Origin of the sequence: Ruminococcus sp., from assembly GCF_019417665.1 — a bacterium.
Lineage (GTDB): Bacteria > Bacillota > Clostridia > Oscillospirales > Ruminococcaceae > Ruminococcus_C.
Window position 1 is genome coordinate 1 of record NZ_DXUU01000126.1, and the last position, 1,927, is coordinate 1,927.

The window sequence follows — 1,927 nt, forward strand, 5'->3', positions numbered from 1 at the left end:
TACCACAGAATGGTCAGAAAATTCACTAAATCCAAGGCAATTTTTCCGACTGATGATTCGATCAGAAAAATCATTTTTATGAGACCTGCAAATAAAAGTCAAGCCCCCAAAGAGTGAATTTACAAATAATTCACAAGTCTAAAAAGAGCATGCCAAAAAGACCGCAATAAAAGGATTTTTTTAAGCAGTCTGAGAAATATCATTTAGCTTTGTTGAATGATGTATTTAAGTTAATGCCTGCATTACACGAGCATAGTAAATTCTTAGAAATTTATGTGCAGCGGCGATCATATAGACTTTGTAAGGTTTGCCCTCTGAACGTTTCTTATCAAGAAACTGATAAACGGGCTCATCGGCGGGCTGCTTCTGAAGATAGATCTGCATGATCTGGAAAAGCGTTTTTCTGATTGCCGGAGAACCACGCTTGGATATGCTTCTTGATCTTGTATCGAACTTTCCCGATTGATATGGAGGCGGATCAATACCGGCTAATGCAATGATCGATTTGGAACGTTCAAGGCGTCTGACATCGCCGATCTCCGCAATAAGCTGAGAACAGAAAACTTTTCCGACCCCGTACAGGTTCATGACGGTTTTGTATTCGGGAAGCTGTGATGAAAGCTTATCCATTTCATTCCGCAGCGTGTTAAGAACTTCAAAAGTGGAATTCAGCAGCTTTGCAGATTCTATAATAATTTTAATAACAGAGTCTGTCATAGGCAGCGAACTTAACTGCGTTTTTGAATAAGCATGAATTTCGGCAGCCTTAGCTTCACTGTAATTGTAATGATTTTTCTTGCACCAGCTTTGATATTTGCTTTTAAAAGCCGATAAAGGAAGCTTTGCAATGGAATCGATATGTGGGAATTTAATCACAAAATCTATCCACTTTTCGTGTCCGTCTGATTCTCTCCGGGGTGATGAAAACAATGTATTGGCATTAGGGAAAAATGAATCAAGCAGGGCAATAAGATTATTTTTATGCATTACCAGAATTTTGTTGTACTGATCATACTGCCGGTTAATGATTTTGAGCGTTTTGCGAATTTCATCGACAGGTATGTATTCACGAAGTTCAAGCCATTTGTCAAGGGCGAAACCGGCAAGCTTAAATGCGTCTTTTTTATCGGTTTTGACCTTCCTCACACGGTTTGTGCCGTAGTCATTTATCAGTAAAGGATTGACAACGGATACAAATATACCGGCGTTATGGAGTGCGTTTGCTATCGGCTCATAATATGCACCTGTGTATTCCATAACAACCTTTATTTCGCCGCTGAGGAGCTTCAATCGCTCTACGAGCTCCTTCAGCTCCTCAGCGTTGTGCAAAACCTCAAAAGGTTCAGCCACGACAACTCCAAAAGGCTGCACAATAGCGACCATACTTTTTCCTTTGGATACGTCAATACCTACTGCGTTCATAAATATCTCTCCTGATAATAGAATTTGTGATCGATAAATCCACACTTTACTCATTACTTATTCTGTCTACTTAGTGATGCGAGCGCATAAAGGTTGGCTCTACCTGCAAAAACGAATGCTGTAATGAAAGCATGGATAACAGTCTCATAAACGGGCGTGGTGTCCCAGCGTAAAAGACGTTAGTCCAATCACTGCTTTCATTATAGCTTATGTAACAAGTACGTGTAAACCATGGCTGGCTTGTCATGGATTTAACGTCTAAATTTATTATAGTAGCGTAAAAGAGATATCGAAGAAGTGGACAATGCCCGTTCGTGACTGGGGACTTGCGTATTCCCAGCTTGCGATTTTCTTCGAGGACAGGTTTGCAGCCTGACGGCTGATGAGGGTTCCACCCTCAAACTCCCGAGGTTTATCCGCTTTGGGAATATCCGGTGAAGATGAAGAAAAGCAGCAACATTTCTGTCACTGCTCTTCACCGTTTTATTCCGCAGCCTGCGTCGGG

At 41.2% G+C, this 1,927-nt stretch carries 1 protein-coding gene; it reads right to left on the reverse strand.

Annotation, left to right across the window (positions count from 1 at the left end):
- Nucleotides 1-225: 225 nt before the first annotated feature.
- Nucleotides 226-1,422, reverse strand: coding sequence for an IS110 family transposase (locus QZ375_RS14210; RefSeq protein WP_295220059.1), 1,197 nt, complete (start codon nt 1,420-1,422; stop codon nt 226-228).
- Nucleotides 1,423-1,927: the final 505 nt, after the last annotated feature.